This is a genomic window from Pseudoalteromonas sp. BZB3 (genome assembly GCF_040104455.1).
Taxonomy (GTDB): Bacteria; Pseudomonadota; Gammaproteobacteria; order Enterobacterales; family Alteromonadaceae; genus Pseudoalteromonas.
In genome coordinates, this window is sequence record NZ_JBECOS010000002.1 from 146,057 (window position 1) to 160,365 (window position 14,309).

At 42.0% G+C, this 14,309-nt stretch carries 14 protein-coding genes; 5 read left to right on the plus strand and 9 right to left on the minus strand.

Features of this window, described 5'->3' with window-relative positions:
* Nucleotides 1-91 precede the first annotated feature (91 nt).
* Nucleotides 92-967 (plus strand): TetR family transcriptional regulator, encoded by an 876-nt coding sequence (locus tag ABMY35_RS02765; RefSeq protein WP_349284921.1) that lies wholly within the window; start codon nucleotides 92-94, stop codon nucleotides 965-967.
* An 84-nt stretch (nucleotides 968-1,051) separates the two neighbouring features.
* Here ABMY35_RS02765 and ABMY35_RS02770 read toward each other — a convergent pair whose 3' ends face one another.
* Together ABMY35_RS02770 and ABMY35_RS02775 are read right to left on the minus strand one after the other, a co-directional pair.
* Complete coding sequence (locus ABMY35_RS02770; protein WP_349284922.1) at nucleotides 1,052-1,483, minus strand: TraR/DksA C4-type zinc finger protein; 432 nt, start codon at nucleotides 1,481-1,483, stop codon at nucleotides 1,052-1,054.
* Nucleotides 1,484-1,721: 238 nt separating this feature from the next.
* Nucleotides 1,722-2,168 carry a hypothetical protein gene (locus tag ABMY35_RS02775; protein WP_349284923.1) on the minus strand — a complete coding sequence of 149 codons (447 nt, stop codon included), beginning with the start codon at nucleotides 2,166-2,168 and terminating at the stop codon, nucleotides 1,722-1,724.
* A 270-nt stretch (nucleotides 2,169-2,438) separates the two neighbouring features.
* Here ABMY35_RS02775 and ABMY35_RS02780 point away from each other — a divergent pair, with 270 nt between their 5' ends.
* On the plus strand, nucleotides 2,439-3,437 hold the full coding sequence (locus tag ABMY35_RS02780) for a sphingomyelin phosphodiesterase (protein ID WP_349284924.1): 999 nt from the start codon (nucleotides 2,439-2,441) through the stop codon (nucleotides 3,435-3,437).
* A 104-nt stretch (nucleotides 3,438-3,541) separates the two neighbouring features.
* Here ABMY35_RS02780 and ABMY35_RS02785 read toward each other — a convergent pair whose 3' ends face one another.
* Complete coding sequence (locus ABMY35_RS02785; RefSeq protein ID WP_349284925.1) at nucleotides 3,542-3,943, minus strand: helix-turn-helix domain-containing protein; 402 nt, start codon at nucleotides 3,941-3,943, stop codon at nucleotides 3,542-3,544.
* A gap of 76 nt (nucleotides 3,944-4,019) precedes the next feature.
* Here ABMY35_RS02785 and ABMY35_RS02790 point away from each other — a divergent pair, with 76 nt between their 5' ends.
* From ABMY35_RS02790 to ABMY35_RS02800, 3 genes are all read left to right on the plus strand, one after another.
* Nucleotides 4,020-4,508, plus strand: coding sequence for a DUF2938 domain-containing protein (locus tag ABMY35_RS02790; RefSeq protein WP_349284926.1), 489 nt, complete (start codon nucleotides 4,020-4,022; stop codon nucleotides 4,506-4,508).
* A 198-nt stretch (nucleotides 4,509-4,706) separates the two neighbouring features.
* Nucleotides 4,707-5,270: a DJ-1/PfpI family protein gene (locus ABMY35_RS02795; protein WP_349284927.1), complete on the plus strand. Its 564-nt coding sequence runs from the start codon at nucleotides 4,707-4,709 to the stop codon at nucleotides 5,268-5,270.
* 19 nt (nucleotides 5,271-5,289) lie between these two features.
* The gene (locus ABMY35_RS02800) at nucleotides 5,290-5,682 is read left to right on the plus strand and encodes a ribbon-helix-helix domain-containing protein (protein ID WP_349284928.1); all 393 of its coding nucleotides are present in this window, start codon (nucleotides 5,290-5,292) and stop codon (nucleotides 5,680-5,682) included.
* A gap of 77 nt (nucleotides 5,683-5,759) precedes the next feature.
* Here ABMY35_RS02800 and argA read toward each other — a convergent pair whose 3' ends face one another.
* From argA to ABMY35_RS02830, 6 genes are all read right to left on the minus strand, one after another.
* A complete protein-coding gene (argA, locus tag ABMY35_RS02805; RefSeq protein WP_349284929.1) occupies nucleotides 5,760-7,100 on the minus strand; it encodes an amino-acid N-acetyltransferase in 1,341 nt (446 codons plus the stop codon).
* 150 nt (nucleotides 7,101-7,250) lie between these two features.
* Nucleotides 7,251-8,138: a hypothetical protein gene (locus ABMY35_RS02810; protein ID WP_349284930.1), complete on the minus strand. Its 888-nt coding sequence runs from the start codon at nucleotides 8,136-8,138 to the stop codon at nucleotides 7,251-7,253.
* A 349-nt stretch (nucleotides 8,139-8,487) separates the two neighbouring features.
* Complete coding sequence (gene glmS / locus ABMY35_RS02815; RefSeq protein WP_130254843.1) at nucleotides 8,488-10,308, minus strand: glutamine--fructose-6-phosphate transaminase (isomerizing); 1,821 nt, start codon at nucleotides 10,306-10,308, stop codon at nucleotides 8,488-8,490.
* A gap of 185 nt (nucleotides 10,309-10,493) precedes the next feature.
* Nucleotides 10,494-11,261: a DeoR family transcriptional regulator gene (locus tag ABMY35_RS02820; RefSeq protein ID WP_349284931.1), complete on the minus strand. Its 768-nt coding sequence runs from the start codon at nucleotides 11,259-11,261 to the stop codon at nucleotides 10,494-10,496.
* A gap of 251 nt (nucleotides 11,262-11,512) precedes the next feature.
* On the minus strand, nucleotides 11,513-11,809 hold the full coding sequence (locus ABMY35_RS02825; protein ID WP_349284932.1) for a DUF6482 family protein: 297 nt from the start codon (nucleotides 11,807-11,809) through the stop codon (nucleotides 11,513-11,515).
* Nucleotides 11,810-11,896: 87 nt separating this feature from the next.
* A complete protein-coding gene (locus ABMY35_RS02830) occupies nucleotides 11,897-14,299 on the minus strand; it encodes an FtsX-like permease family protein (protein ID WP_349284933.1) in 2,403 nt (800 codons plus the stop codon).
* Between the last annotated feature and the right edge of the window lie 10 nt (nucleotides 14,300-14,309).

The window sequence follows — 14,309 nt, forward strand, 5'->3', positions numbered from 1 at the left end:
ATATAAATGACCAACAGGTCATTTTCAAGTGACTAATTGTTATGTTTTTAATCATGTGTGAGAATACGGTGACTTCTTTGAGGAAATTACAGTGTCAAAACGCGATTTAATTTTATCGACAGCTAAAACCTTATTTATTGAAAATGGTTTTAGAGCAACCACCATTGCCAAGATTGCAGAACATGCAAATATTGCGAAAGGTTCTATTTATTCTTACTTTTCAAGCAAAAACGATATTGTTAAAGCATTATTGCTGCAAACAGACGAAACGCGTCAAAACATCATAGATGCGTTGCTCAACTCGACACATAAAGATAATGACAACCTGATCAAACGCTATATTGAACTAGAGCTAGGTGAAGTCGTAAAAGAACGCGATTTTTTAAAAGCGATTTTAAACAGCGATGAAATGACACTAAATGAAGAGCTCATTGAAATGTTGCAGCAATTACGTGTGAACTATCACATGACGCAGCAAAAAATTATTTTGCAAAGCTTTGGCCAACCCATTGAGCCGCATTTGCTTGATGTAACAACCATGTTGAATGCGTTATTACAAGAATACACCATCTTTTTAGCACTCGACGAAGCCAAGTTTTCACTAGACCGTTGTGCAAAATACATTCAACTGAATGTCAAAAGTATCGCCAACAACCTAATTGACCAATCGGTCACTCCATTTTTGACTAAAGATAATTTTCCGATGCCATTGCCATCGCATAGTAAATTTATGCAGCAGCAAGCAATTAAAGATTTGCTCGAAGAGATCAAACAGTTTGCACAAAGCCAAGACAATGCAATTGAGGAAGAAATTTACAACACGCTCGGTTTATTAGAGCAAGAACTAGATCAAAGCTCAGCAAACAAAACACTACAACGCGCACTCCTTGCGAACCTGCGCCAGTTTAATGCACTCAATAAACAACTTGATGCACTCGCACCATTACTTGACCTACAACTTGGTTAAGCAAGCAAAACTAATAAAAAGTACCTGAGTTAGCTGCTTACTTGCAGCTAACTTCACACTTTTACTAACGAATACTTCGGTAATTTAATCTTTCTGTAAGTGCTCTTTCATTTCCATCACTGATTTAACATCAATGCTGTACTCAGCAGTCGGTCTCGCCAACAAACGGGGAATGCCAATTGGCTCACCAGACTCAAGGCAAAAGCCATAAGTTTCATGACGAATACGCTCAAGCGACTGTTGGATCTTAGGTAACAAGCGCTGCTCACGCTCGACAATACGAATTAATAAACTAGATTGCTCTTCCCAAGCCGCTTTATCTAACGGATCTGTGGTATCAGGTTTATTCAGCATTTGCTCTTTCGCTTCTCGAATACGCTCACGCGTCGTATCGTGAAGCTCTACTAACTTCAGCCTAAAAAACGCCAGTTGCTCGTCATTCATATACTCCTCTTCTGGCGCATTAATGATTTTTTCTTCCATCTCAGCAAGAGACTCTGCACTCATTGTTTCCATAAACTTCACCACGACTGTTAAATCAACACAACAATTTAAAATTGTTATAACATAACAAATGTAGCAGATTTTAGTTTTTGAGATATTAATTAAACGCTAATTCTCAAAATAGAGAGAAGATAGTATTTAGATGGCAATTTCCGATTTGAACCCAATGGCAGTTTTGAATGTCCACCAAAAACCGGAGACACTCAAAAATAACACGACATTTTAGTTATCCTGTGTAGGTTCTGACCCTTTAACGCATTAACTCAGCAATAATGCCCGGTTCAGAAACTCCGGCCTCTTTCATCGCTTCTTGTAGCCCTTTAATGGCATCGTGACGAGCAAACTCGAGGCTATTAACCTGGTTCTGATGCATATCTAGCACATCTCGTTTTGTGTCATCATCTGGGTAGCTGGCTTCTTTTGCCTCAGCAAGCGCCTCTTCAGCAGCTTCGATCATTTCTATGAGCCGCTCAATGGCCTTTATCATCTCTTTAATATGTGGCGGGAGCTTATCTTTAGGGTCTTCAGATTCTTCTTGCAGTTTTTTTCGACCTTCCATTGAAATATGGATCGACTCATCTTGGCTATCTGCTGCTTCTTCCGCTTTTCCAGCTTGTTCAGTTTGAACGCCCTCGTCCTTTGCACTGGTTGGCGCATTTAGATAAATTGGCATTGCGTTGCCATTGCCGATACGCATGGGTTTTCCTTAATTTGATTGAGTTGTTTCTATTTATCGGCCGCGCAGACGATTTCATAAATCAAAATGTGCTTTCATGTAAGTATTTTTAAACCAGCAACATAACCACAAGAAAAGCTTAATAAAAAAGGTACTTTCACGCAATTAAATCGACATTCTTTAGCACTACTTTAGCGCTGAAGTTTTTGCTCTATTTGAGTATTCACTTTAGCAATTGGACTGTGCTGACGTCAGGGAGGGCTTAAACAACCGAAATTGTCGGAGAACAAAATGAAATTACTGCGTGTCTTTGTGTGTGTTGTAGCTTTACTCAGCGCACACAGCAAAGCCGATACACTTAAAGTGATGGCTTATAATATTATGCAATTAAACGTGCAAGATTGGGATCAAGCAAATCGTGCACAGCGCTTACCAAACGTCATATCTCAATTAAGTGACAGTCCTGATGTTATTCTTATCAGTGAAGCCTTTAGCAGCCAATCAGAAGCTGCATTAGCAGAACTCGCTCAACTTTATCCTTATCAAACTCCCAATGTTGGCGAAGACTGTAGTGGCGCAGGTTGGCAAAGCTTAACGGGTAACTGCTCGAATAGCCCCTTTGTGATCCGCGGTGGGGTGGTGATTTTATCTAAGTACCCCATCATTACGCAAAAGGCCCATGTGTTTAATAACAGCCTGACTGATAGTTGGGATTATTTAGCAAACAAGGGTTTCGCTTATGTTGAAATAGAAAAACATGGCAAACGTTACCACCTTATTGGTACACATTTACAAGCAACGCATGATGGCGACACAGAAGCTGAACATATTGTGAGAATGGGTCAATTACAAGAGATACAAGACTTCATTCAGAGCGAGCAAATTCCCACTTCTGAGCCGGTCATTATCGGCGGTGATATGAACGTAGAGTGGAGTAAGCAATCTGAAATTACAGATATGCTCGAAGTGGTTCGCAGCCGTCTTATTTTCAACACACCTGAAGTTGGCTCTTTCTCTGCAAAACACAACTGGTTTACCAAAGCTAACGCTTACTATTTCGACTACAGCTTAGAATATAACGACACGCTCGACTATGTACTTTGGCATACAGATCATAAGCAACCGACCAATACCCCAGAAATGTTAGTGCGTTACCCAAAAGCAGATCGTGACTTTTACTGGCGTTACCTGCGCGGAAATTGGAACTTACCCTCTGGCCGTTATTATCATGATGGTTACTATAATGAGCTGTCTGATCACTACCCAGTGCAAGTTAACTTTGAATTTTAATAATAAAAGGAAGCCCTAAATGGCTTCCTTTTTTGTTCGCTTTTAATGCTGTTGACATCTTGGGAAGTAATAAGGCATGTCATTCTTGAGTTTATTACTCTCTTTTATTTAAGTTTATTCGCAACACGCATTAACTTTTGAAATTTAGGGCATTGTAAATGATGCTCTGCAGGGCATTCTGCAACATGTAGCAAACTATCTCGTGTGGCTTTTAAACGTGTAATTTGCTCATCTACCTCTTGTGCTTTGAGTCGCAGTTTTGCTCTATTTATTTCTAGCTGTGATTTCTCACCAAACATATCTGCTATTTCATCTAATGATAAATTAGCCAAGCGACCCAGTGAGATCAAAGTTAACTTTTCTACAACTGCACCATCAAACTGACGACGTAAACCTTTGCGAGCAACGGCTTTAATCAGCCCCCTTTGCTCATAATACCTAAGCGTTGCAGCACTGAACCCTGACAATTTTGCAACCTCACCAATATCCAATGTTTTTTCTTTCATTATGGCCTTGACTTAAAGTTAACTTTAAGTGGCATGCTATGAAAGTAAGGTTAACTTTTCAACAGAGACAAACTATATGACCCAAGAAACTTTCTTTTATATATCACTTATAGGTATCGGTGCCACGGTCGCCATGGACTTATACGCAATACTGATCAAAAAGCTATTTGCGATCCCCTCTCTTAATTACGCACTGCTCGGTCGATGGCTTTTACTCATGCCTCGCGGACAGCTCGTCCATCAAAATATTGCTTCAACACATTACGTAAGAGGTGAAGTATTCATAGGGTGGTCAGCGCATTATGCAATCGGTGTTATCTTTGCTTTTATATTTATTAGTATCACTGGGCTAAATTGGTTAAGCGCGCCTGAGTTGCTACCGATTTTGCTGTTTTCATGTTTGAGCGTTTCACTTCCCTTTTTTATCATGCAACCTTGCTTTGGTATGGGCTTTGCGGCATCAAGACTCCCCTCAGCAAATCAAGCAAGGCTAAAAAGTATTTGCACCCATTTGGTATTCGGGTTGGGGGTCTATGTGAGTGCTCTGCTAGTTAATTTATTTTAAACTCACTTAACCAACATCTTTTAGGGCTATAAATGCCCTTTAAATTAATCTCTTGCTGCAACTCAATAAGAGGTAATAAGCGAGGGGGCGGGTGTAGTAATTGGCTGTTACCCGCCACTTTTCATTCTTTGCTTAAATAAACTGAGCTTTTGAAAAATAAGTATCCAATACTCAACAACAGGCAGGAGGCGAAGAACAATGAAAATCTTAATGATCACAGGTGATTTTGTAGAAGACTATGAGAACATGGTGCCGTTTCAAGCACTGCAAGCTATGGGCTATCTAGTTGATGCCGTTTGCCCGAATAAGAAAGCAGGCGATGTGATTGCCACGGCTATTCATGATTTTGAAGGACATCAAACTTATACTGAGAAGCCAGGTCATGATTTTACGTTAAACGCTGATTTTGCAGCAGTGCGTGCCGACGATTACGATGGGCTTTACTTACCCGGAGGTCGCGCGCCTGAGTATTTGCGTTTGGATGAAAATGTGATCGGTCTTATCAAAGCATTCGCTGACAATAACAAACCAATTGCTTCTATCTGCCATGGCCCGCAATTGTTGTCGGCTGCTAATATCATTACTGGTAAGCGTATTTCTGCTTACCCGGCTTGCAAGCCAGAGATTATACTTGCAGGCGCTGAATATGTGTCAGTAGAAATGGATCAAGCAATCACCGACGGTAACTTAGTCACAGCACCAGCGTGGCCTGCACACCCTGAATTTTTAAAACAGTTTATCGCTCTATTAAACAAAGCATAACTAACGAGGAGCCATCACTATGTGCCAACTTTTTATCGGTGCCAACCAAGATTGTTGGAAGAACATCACACGTTCACTGCGTATTGATGGCGTCACCACTTCAATTCGTCTTGAGCATTTTTTCTGGCGTGTGTTAGAAGAAATCGCTTTTAGAGATGACTTAAGTGTTGGGCAACTTATTACTCGCTTGTATCACGAATCACTCGATGCCGATCATGATATAGGTAACTTCACGTCGTTTTTGAGGGTCTGTTGTGGCCGTTATTTATCACTGGCAGCAGATGGTGAAATAACCCGCGATGCGCTCAACCCACTGGCCGAGGTAAACGCAGAAAAGTTACTTGAACGCGAAAAAGCAACGACAGATAAACGCAAAGCTCTCTTTACCAAAAGTGAGAGTAGCCCGCATTAAAAACACGGTTTGCGTGCAACTACAAGACATGCGCGACATAAAGCCGCGCCTTCAAATACTTCAAGGACCTAAGCTGATTACCTATTCTTCGGCAGTCTTGTTAGATCCAGTTTTAGCACCCTAGAACGTCTTTGGTAGTTATAAAGCGAACGCTTTTTATCTGGTAAGTCTTCAACCCCCACACAATCAAAGCCTTGCTCTAAAAACCAATGAATACTGCGTGTTGTCAGTGCAAACAAACTCTTATAGCCGACGCGCTTGGCTTTATTGATGACCGATCGAAGTAGAATGCTGCCACGATCTGCATCGCGATATTGCGGATGAACGGCAAGACTGGCAAATTCGCCCATATTCTCTTCGTCAAATGGATAAAGTGCGGCACAAGCGATGATAACGCCATCGCGGTCTATCACGGTAAACTGCTCAATTTCTATTTCTAACTGTTCACGAGAGCGGCGAACCAAGTAACCTTGTTCTTCGAGCGGACGAATTAGATTTATAATGCCATTGATGTCACCAATCGTTGCGCTACGTAATTGCTCGGAGCTCTGCGGCGCGATTTGTGTACCAATACCATCGAGGGAAAATAGCTCTTGAAGCAAGGCCCCATCTTCTTCATAACTCATAAGGTGACAACGGTGCACGCCGCCACGACATGCATCAATAGCCGCTTGCAAAAATACTGAGGCACTCATACAAGTAGAGCCTTGATCACGATGACGTGCTAATACCTGCTCCGCCTCATTTGGCATCAACTCAGCTAAAGCTTCGCCATTTTCGTCTAAGATCCCCGCCTCTTTACAGAAGCCCAGCATCTTATCTGCATTGAGTTTAAGCGCGACTTGGGTGGCAATTTCTTCTGCTGTTAGATTAAAGCTCTCACCAGTAACTGATGCGGTGATCGGCCCAAGCAATACAATGCTATTGTTGTTCAATTGATGGCAAATTCCGTCTACGTCGATACGACGCACTTTGCCTGAGTGATGATAGTCGACACCATTATCAATACCCAAGGGCTGAGAGATCACAAAATTACCACTGACAACGTTAAGATTAGAGCCAGACATAGGGGTACTGCTTAACGATTTAGACAAACGCGCGGTGATGTCGAGTTGCATGGCACCTGCAACTTGCTTGATGACTTTAAGCGACTCATTGTCGGTCACCCGTACATCATTATGAAACTGGGTAATTATGCCAGCATCACAAAGTGCATCATTAATCTGAGGTCGTGCACCAAATACCAATACAATCTTGATACCGAGACTCGTCAGTAACGCAATATCATTAATTATACTGCGACAACCAGGCTGATCAATCGCCTCACCACCTAGCATAATTACGAATGTTTTCCCCCTATGTGCATTTACATAAGGCGTTGATTGACGAAAACCGTCTACGAGTTCAGTTGTACGCACCTGCCGCTTACCTTTGTTCAACCATCAATGGATCTTGGTTATAACTTTAAAGAATTATTATGCACAAATAAAGAATTAATATTCTTTATTTGTGCAATTTATAATTTTCTAGCGTATGTTGTTTAGTTGAAGGAAATATTAAAATGGAAACTAGCTTTTTCGTTTTAAGTTGTTGATCAGTTGAATATCAACCCAATGCTGCTTTCCTTCATAGACCCGTTTGCCGCTTTTATTGATATGCCAATCGCCTCGAATAAAAAAGAAGTATTTTCCATCAGGTGATAATTGAGGGGAGCTTTCCTGTTTTTCAGTATTAATTGTTGCTCCCATGTTTATCACCTTCGACCAAGTGCCATCTGGCTCTTTAAAACTAATATAAAGGTCTGATTGCCCAAAACCCTCGGCTCGTTGCACACTCCAAATCAAGTAAGATTCGTCAGGCGCTATCATGGAACCCGCTATGTACTCTCCTTGATTCATATCGTCTCTTAGCTTTATAGGCTCTTCATACTGCCCGTTGATAAGTCGAGAGTAATACAAAGCGCCAACAACACCCCGCTCTTTATATCCGGTAAAGTAATAAGTGCCATTCGCAGAAACCGATCTGCCATGCGCCATGTATTTTATGAATGTGCCAGGGCTTTTAGGCTCTGACCAACCATCACCTTGGCGCTCTCGATACATTTTACCGATGAACATTTTGCTGCCATCATAAGAAAACTGCGGCCACCGTAGATCGGTTTCTGAAGCCTTTCCCCACTGATTATTTTCTTTATGAATAACAAAGAAGCCTCGCTTTTTGTCTTCGCCTATCGCTTTGGTGAAGTAAAAAGACCGCATATTTGGCGTGAATGTACCGCTTTCAAACTCCCCGTTTGGTGAAACTATTTCAGGTTCAAAGACCTTAGGTACTAAACCCGGAGGCTGCTCTCCAAAATACGTACTTTCTTTTACATTAGGTTTGTCTTCAGCATGATTCATAAAGCAACCGCTGAGACTTAAAAATAAAAGGGTGAGTAAAGTTAAATTTGACTTCATGGTTTGTCCTTAATGGTGATTTAAGAACCACTGACATTAGCAGTTCAAATACAAAAAACCTGATGTCTTGATGAATTGTGCCTGATTGTCGCTAATGAAGCCTTTGTAAGTGCACTGCAGCATAAGTTTACAACTCAAGAAAATAGAAAAATAGCTGTTAAGAATCTGTATTTTATAAATAAGTTTTTATTTTAGTTTTTATGAATGCAAACTTCAGAAGCCTATGAGGGGAAGTAGATTATAAGCTATTTTAAAGAGAAATTATTTTGGCATAGTCATAAAAAAGGCGCTGAATGCGCCTTTAGTGTCTTGATTTTCAGGGGACACATGCCCCCCTAAAACTCGTTAATTACTCAACCGTTACAGACTTAGCAAGGTTACGAGGTTGGTCAACGTCAGTACCCTTGATAACCGCTACGTAGTAAGAAAGTAATTGTAGTGGAATTGTATATACCACTGGTGCAATCACGTCTTCTACGTGGTTTACGTTCATTACACGCATTGTGTCGTCAGACTCAAACGCGGTGTCTTTATCTGCGAATACGTAGATGATACCGCCACGTGCGCGTACTTCTTCAACGTTCGACTTAAGCTTTTCAAGTAATTCGTTGTTTGGTGCAACAACAATGATTGGCATGTCTGCATCAATAAGCGCCAGAGGGCCGTGCTTAAGTTCACCTGCAGCGTAAGCTTCAGCGTGAATGTATGAAATTTCTTTCAGCTTTAACGCACCTTCCATCGCGATCGGGTATTGTGAACCACGACCTAAGAACAGTGAGTGGTGCTTGTCTGCAAACTCTTCCGCTAAGCCTTCGATACCTTCAGCCATGCTTAACGCTTCTTCAAGCTTGCTCGGTAGCGTCTTAATTGCGTTCACAATCACGCTTTGATCACGGCCTTTCTCTTGCGCGATAGACGCAGTAAGCATTAACAAACCAACTAGCTGAGTGGTGAAAGCTTTGGTTGAAGCAACGCCAATTTCAGCGCCCGCTTTAGTCATGAATGCTAAGTCTGATTCACGCACTAGCGAAGAACCCGGCACGTTACAAATAGTCATTGAAGCCATATAGCCTTGCTCTTTCGCAAGACGAAGTGCTGCTAATGTATCAGCCGTTTCACCTGATTGTGAAATCGTCACAAGTAGGCTGTTTTCGTGAACGAAAGACTCGCGGTAACGGAACTCAGAGGCAATCTCAACGTTACAGCTAACACCAGCAAACTGTTCTAGCCAGTAGCGGGCAACCATACCTGAATGGTAAGACGTACCACATGCGATGATCTGAACATGTTTAACATCTTTGAAGATTTGCTGTGCGCTGTCGCCGAATGCATCGATGGCAACTCGGTCATTTTCTAAACGGCCTTCAAGCGTATTACGAACTGCCATTGGCTGCTCGTAAATTTCTTTTAGCATGTAGTGGCGGTATTCACCTTTACCTGATGCGTCTTGCGTGATGTTTGATTCAACCACTTCACGCTCAACTGGGTTGCCATCTTTATCAAAGATCTCAACCGTTTCACGAGTGATACGCGCTACGTCGCCTTCTTCTAAGAAGATAAAGCTACGTGTTACAGGAAGAAGCGCTAGTTGGTCAGAAGCAATGAAGTTTTCGCCAAGACCTAAACCAATTACCAGTGGGCTACCAGAACGCGCAACAATGATTTCATTGTCGTTTGCTTTGTCGAATACAACTGTACCGTAAGCACCTTCAAGCTGTTTTACTGCTGCTTTTACCGCTTCTAATAGCGTTGAATGCTGCTGACGAAGTTGATGAATTAGGTGCACCATAACTTCTGTGTCGGTTTCAGATAAGAACTCGTAACCGTCACCTTTAAGTGCGTCACGAAGCTGTGAATGGTTTTCGATAATACCATTGTGTACTAGCGCAATTTCATCATTTGAAATGTGTGGGTGCGCGTTTGCTTCAGTTACGCCACCGTGTGTTGCCCAGCGCGTGTGTGCAATACCCGTCGTGCCTTTTACACCTGCATCAGTCAATGCAGAGTCTAGGTTGGCAACTTTACCAACAGCTTTAACTGTATTTAATTCGCCATTTAGGCTCAGTGCTACACCTGCTGAGTCATAGCCACGATACTCAAGGCGCTTTAAGCCTTCGATTAGGATTTTATTTACTGGACGCTCTGCTACCGCCCCAACAATGCCACACATAGATGCTCCATTTTTGCATGTTGTTTGCCTATTTACCCTACCTGCAATTTCAAGTAGCTTAGGTAAAATTTAGTTGATGAACATAATTCGGCCACTGTTAAGTAGTTGAATTATTTGCACGTCATCAAACTAATTAGGCTGTTGTCATAATGATTTATAAATTCAGGTGTTGTCGTCTGAATTTATTAAGCCTCTGCACAGATCAGCTGTATGCCTTTTGCCTCGATCGCCTTGCGTGTGTCATCTGCAAGGAGGTTGTCGGTGATCAAGGTGGTCACTTGCTGCCATGGCAGTTCTAAATTTGGGATCTTGCGGCCAATTTTTTCTGACTCCACCAGCACGATCACTTCTCGTGCTGACTCAGCCATCACTTGGCTCAAGCCCACTAATTCGTTAAAAGTGGTTGTACCTCTTTCAACATCGATGCCATCGGCACCGATAAATAACTGGTCAAAATCGTACGAACGTAAAACTTGTTCTGCTACCTGCCCTTGAAATGACTCCGAATGAGGATCCCAGGTTCCTCCGGTCATCAAAAGTGTTGGCTCATTTTCTAAAGATAACAAAAGATTAGCGATATTCATCGCATTAGTCATCACGACCAAACCGCGTTTTTTAGACAGCTCAGGGATCATCGCTGCAGTTGTACGACCACTATCAATAATGATGCGGTTATGATCCTTTATCAAAGCTGAAGCAGCTTTTGCGATTGCCATTTTGCGAAGCGTATCGCGTTTTTCATCGCCTTTTGCCACGATTTCTTTTGGCAATGCAATCGCACCACCGTAACGACGCAACAATAAACCGCTCTTTTCGAGAGCCGTTAAATCCTTTCGGATCGTAACTTCTGAAGTTTCAAATTCTAAAGCAAGTGCTTCGACACTGACTTCACCGTGCTGATTCACACGAGCAAGAATGGTATGGCGACGTTGTTGCGTGTTGCGTTTGGTCATAATCCGTTATCTTTACTGGCTAATAAGTTTCGTTTCGTAACTTTCTCGAAAGTTTAAACGAAACCTTTGCTATTGGGCAAGTTTTAATTGATCGATTTTTATTCTAGTAATAAAAAATTCAATATAAAGTAAAAAGTGACGTGTTTAAGAAATAAAAATGGCTTGCTTGGGCATAAAAATCAGCAAGCCATCGAGTAGAAGAAGGGTACAAAGAAAAATGTGTACTATTAAATTCAGTTAATGGATCCCAATTAATGGGTTAAATGCACCATCATTTTGCAACGCTCATTTTTAGAACTGCCAATCATTTCGTCATAGGCCGTTTCCATTTCAAAAATCGCATTTTCAGCACCTAGTTCAGCTAAAGTTACTTCGGCTTCGCGCATTGAGTTAAAAGTTTCAGTGCTACCTTTTCTATTCTCTAATAAGTAATAATTACCTTGCGTATCAACACCACCCGCAAGGTAATGGTTAGAGTCGGCATAACTTAAAATAACGGCGACTAGGTTTTGCTCTTCAAACTGCATTTTCAATTCGGTTGCTTGCATAACTCACCTCTGATCAACAAGTATTATTTGAGTTTAGTTATTAAACGAAGCAAACGCAGCTTTTGTTCACTTTTTATTCAGCCCTTGTTATTCATACCTTAAGACCTGAGCAGGTCGAATACTAGCAGCTTTATATGTAAGGCCCGCCACGGTTAACCAAGTGATTAAACTGATAAGCAAAGAAGCAACCATATAAACCCAAATACTTTGCGTAACACTTTGCTCAAAACTCGCTAGCCAATCACTCAATATCAAGAAGCAAATAGGCCAAGCAATCGCACATCCAAATAATACCAACATCATAAACTCTTTAGCGAGTCCATTAATGATCACCAAACGACTTGCCCCTAGTACCTTACGAACAGCCACCTCTTTTTGACGCTGCTTAACAATAAACCCTGTTAAACCAAACACGCCCATCAAAATTAGGATCAATGAAATAACACCACCGATAGCCACCACCTCAGATAATTTTTGTTGCTCACGATAAAGCGCTTGATAGTCATCTTCAAGTAAGGTGATGTCGACAGGTGCAATGTTCAAGCGCGCTTTAACGAAGTTTTGTAAATCGAGTTTTAGTTGGGCATCGTTCGGGTTTTCAACTTTAACCAGCAGCGAATATGTGCCGCCTACACCCAAACCATTCACAAACACCACTGGGGCGCCTTGATGATTGACTGGCCCAACTTTTATGTCTGTAACCACACCCACTATGGTGCCTGTTGCATTCGAAAATGGTCCGGCAAAAAATGAGATTGGTTTACCAATCGCATCTTCTGGGCTGTTGAACCCCAACGTATTGAGTACAGATTCAGGCACGATAATACTGCCTTGCTCGGTGTCTCGATTGAATCTATCTGATGCAAACTCGTCAGAAAAATCGCGACCAGCTAATAAGGTTAACCCCAAAGTTTCAACCACTTTACCATGTACCCCAGCAAGCGAAAGCGACAACGGTGTATCTGGTGTTTGAGGGAGCTTAACGAAGAGACCAGCGTTGGTAGACTGTGTGATTGAGAAGTCCATGGCCACACTGGCTGTCACACCTGGAATAGACTCAATGCTTGCCAAGAGTGATGCGCTTTGCTCTCCATATAATGCTTTTTGCGGCATATTATTGATCACTAGTTGCTGCGACTTTTGATAATTCACAGGTAGAGAGTGTAAAAAATGCAGTTGCTTACTCAACATCATAGCGCTTATTAGTAAACCCACCGACAAGCCCATTTGCAGCAATAATAAAGCCTTTCTGATCCACACACCTTGTCGACCTTGTTTTAGCTCACCATTCAGAATGGCTTTGGTGTTAAATCCTGCCATGTACATACTCGGGTATAAGCCCGATAACACACCAATCCCTGTTGCCAGCGCAAATACCTGTCCCAACCAAATCGGCCATTCTAGTGCTGGCAATGGACGGCCAATCAGTTGCATAAAACTAGGTAAAAATAACTCAACCAACACACAGGCCACTAACATAGCGAACCATGCCAACAAGATAGACTCACTCATAAACTGGGTGATCAGTTGAGCGCGCGTCGCGCCCATGGCTTTGCGTACACCAATCTCTTTGGCACGATTAGAGGACTGCGCGACACTGAAGTTGACATAATTCACACATGAGATGATTAATAAAACCAACGCCATAACTGCACAGATCGTCACAGATGTGGCGTCTCCGCCTATTTTCATATCTTGGGCAAAATTAGGTCCTAAATGAATGTCTTTGATAGGTTGCAACCAATAATGAATGTTTTGCCATTGCCAAATTTGCGCATAGATTTCTGTTGCCGACTGCGCAACCAATTCCATATTTGTATTAGGTAATAGCGCAACATAGGTGTGCATTACATTACCGCGAATGCCCATAAAGGGTTCGATGCTGGTTAATGAGTGAAAATAAAAATGGCTATTCACAGGGAGGTCAGAAAACACCGCACTAACCGAAAGCAGTCGATTGTTCCTTTGTAGCTTTAAGGTACGGCCTATTACCTTATCTGGCGTAGCAAAAGCCCCAAACAAGCGCGTAGCTTCAGACCTTGATAACGCTATTTTTTCGGGTGTATTCAGGGTTGTTGTAAGATCGCCTGCCAGCACATCAATATTGACTAACTTGGCTAGGTTTGGGGTGGCAGCGTAGTTTGCAGCGAGCTGAAATGCATTATTGCCAATCGCTACTTTATCATCACTGACCATTTGCGTTCTCAATAAATAAAAAACCGACTCTACGCCTGGAATATCGAGCAACTGCTGATGTGCCCTTGGGGTGGTAAGAATATATTCGTTGCCATTCTCTTGAGCATGCATCACCAGTCGATAATGATTTTGCTGATCCGGCTGTCCTTGTTCAAAAGACAGCTCATGCTGAATAAAAAGCCCAATCAACATCAGCATAGCCATGCCTAAACTTAACCCTGACAGACTCAACAAGGCATGTTGTTTATGCTGTGCAAAGCTTCTTAAAGCGGTCGTAACATATGACGCTAACATACTGTGTTCC

Coding starts and splice junctions, on each gene's coding strand:
- glmS (WP_130254843.1), bottom strand. CDS start 10,308: ATGTGTGGCATTGTTGGGGCGGTAGCAGAGCGTCCAGTAAATAAAATC.
- ABMY35_RS02820 (WP_349284931.1), bottom strand. CDS start 11,261: ATGACCAAACGCAACACGCAACAACGTCGCCATACCATTCTTGCTCGT.
- ABMY35_RS02785 (WP_349284925.1), bottom strand. CDS start 3,943: ATGAAAGAAAAAACATTGGATATTGGTGAGGTTGCAAAATTGTCAGGG.
- ABMY35_RS02795 (WP_349284927.1), top strand. CDS start 4,707: ATGAAAATCTTAATGATCACAGGTGATTTTGTAGAAGACTATGAGAAC.
- ABMY35_RS02830 (WP_349284933.1), bottom strand. CDS start 14,299: ATGTTAGCGTCATATGTTACGACCGCTTTAAGAAGCTTTGCACAGCAT.
- ABMY35_RS02775 (WP_349284923.1), bottom strand. CDS start 2,168: ATGCGTATCGGCAATGGCAACGCAATGCCAATTTATCTAAATGCGCCA.
- ABMY35_RS02825 (WP_349284932.1), bottom strand. CDS start 11,809: ATGCAAGCAACCGAATTGAAAATGCAGTTTGAAGAGCAAAACCTAGTC.
- ABMY35_RS02770 (WP_349284922.1), bottom strand. CDS start 1,483: ATGGAAACAATGAGTGCAGAGTCTCTTGCTGAGATGGAAGAAAAAATC.
- ABMY35_RS02800 (WP_349284928.1), top strand. CDS start 5,290: ATGTGCCAACTTTTTATCGGTGCCAACCAAGATTGTTGGAAGAACATC.
- ABMY35_RS02790 (WP_349284926.1), top strand. CDS start 4,020: ATGACCCAAGAAACTTTCTTTTATATATCACTTATAGGTATCGGTGCC.
- ABMY35_RS02780 (WP_349284924.1), top strand. CDS start 2,439: ATGAAATTACTGCGTGTCTTTGTGTGTGTTGTAGCTTTACTCAGCGCA.
- ABMY35_RS02810 (WP_349284930.1), bottom strand. CDS start 8,138: ATGAAGTCAAATTTAACTTTACTCACCCTTTTATTTTTAAGTCTCAGC.